The sequence below is a fragment of the Mesorhizobium sp. P5_C1 genome, from assembly GCF_054049815.1.
This window is the reverse complement of record NZ_JBFULQ010000963.1, coordinates 1-1323: the sequence shown is the minus strand read 5'-3', so window position 1 is coordinate 1323 and position 1323 is coordinate 1. Positions and strand designations below refer to the sequence as shown.

The 1323-nt window shown below is 54.6% G+C and carries 3 protein-coding genes; all 3 read left to right on the top strand.

Annotated elements, in window-relative coordinates; translation table 11 throughout:
* Positions 1-318 precede the first annotated feature (318 nt).
* A complete protein-coding gene (locus ACXJ7R_RS33030) occupies positions 319-621 on the top strand; it encodes a hypothetical protein (protein ID WP_457155460.1) in 303 nt (100 codons plus the stop codon).
* A 116-nt stretch (positions 622-737) separates the two neighbouring features.
* Positions 738-968 carry a hypothetical protein gene (locus tag ACXJ7R_RS33025; protein ID WP_457155459.1) on the top strand — a complete coding sequence of 77 codons (231 nt, stop codon included), beginning with the start codon at positions 738-740 and terminating at the stop codon, positions 966-968.
* A gap of 159 nt (positions 969-1127) precedes the next feature.
* On the top strand, positions 1128-1323 hold a 196-nt coding region (locus ACXJ7R_RS33020), incomplete at its 3' end, for an ester cyclase (protein WP_457155458.1).

Below are 1323 nucleotides of genomic sequence, written 5' to 3'. Positions count from 1 at the left end.
CTATGGGGTTGAGCCTCGCGCGGCCAACGACGTCGATCACGCTCCGGCGTCTGCCCGGGGGGCTCGTCTTGCCTCTTAGTGTCCATTGTATGGTGCCATATCCGATTCCGGTATGCCCATGCCCCTCTCAATCATGTGGTGTATCTCAGGCTTCTAGCAAGACTGGCGGAACTCTAGTCCACTGAAACGACGATCACGCTGGATTAYAGTAAGAAATAAATGCCGAGATAAGTTTCTGGATGCGAAGCTAACGACACTCTTCAACCTGGTGCTTATAGAATCGGGCATCATGAAATCGTAGTTGAGGAGGCCGTCAAAATGAACACAAAGCTCGACAGCGAAGCTCGTCGCAAGATCATTCTTGATGGATACGGTAACAACGAACCGTTGAAGGATATTGCGGCAAAAATAGGGTGTTCACTGGCCAGCTTGAAAGTCACCGCCAGCAAGATCGGTTGCACTCGAACTCCGAAAGAGGCGGCTGACTTTCGACGTGGGTTTCATATCCCGGAGGACAAACGGCGGGACTACCATCAACTCATGACTGTTGGACAGTATAAAGCCCGCGAGTGTGCGCTGATTTTGGGTCTCTTAACACAGCAAACATCCAGCGGCGAGTAAACTGTTTCCAATACACTATCGACGATAGTGCCACTCGAACAGTCCATCGCCTCGGCGGTTCATCAGCAAAAGACCCTCCGCAAGCACGAGCGGCGGGCTCTGAAAGGTTCGCGCAGATGCTGCGCCGGCGCTCCAATCGCACCTGCCTGAGCCATCATGATCTGGCGATTTGCGAACGTGTGTTCAACCAGGTATGCGCGGATGAGGATCTCGATCCTTTGGATCCGAAAGCCGAAATCTTGGCGATGATGGTTGTGGCCCTTGTTCGAAAAGCGCACACCAGCGAGCACGAACTGCTGGAGGCGGTCAGGTCTCGTCGCCAAAAGGCAGCGCGAAAACGGCACTAGCGCATGCCGTCCCAACTGCGCAGCGGTTTTGGTACGTCGACATGGATAGGGCAACAACCCAGGGGCGCGTCGCATGATTCCGTTCAGTCGCGACGTGCTTTAGCCAAGGCACCGGAGTTGATAGAAGTCGGCATGGCATAATCCATCGGAGCAATCGCCGTGACCGACACCAAGCTTGCCGACACCTATCGCGGCTATATCGCTTGCCTCAACAATCAGGACTGGAGCACCTTGCACCGGTTCGTCCATGACGAGGTGCACTACAATGGCGACCGGGTTGGGCTGTCCGGCTATCGCAAGATGCTGGAGCGGGATTTTTCCGAGATCCCTGACCTCTATTTCGATATCCAGTTGC

Excerpts from the sequence above, each read along its gene's own strand:
- ACXJ7R_RS33030 (WP_457155460.1), top strand. The coding sequence starts at position 319 with ATGAACACAAAGCTCGACAGCGAAGCTCGTCGCAAGATCATTCTTGAT.
- ACXJ7R_RS33025 (WP_457155459.1), top strand. The coding sequence starts at position 738 with ATGCTGCGCCGGCGCTCCAATCGCACCTGCCTGAGCCATCATGATCTG.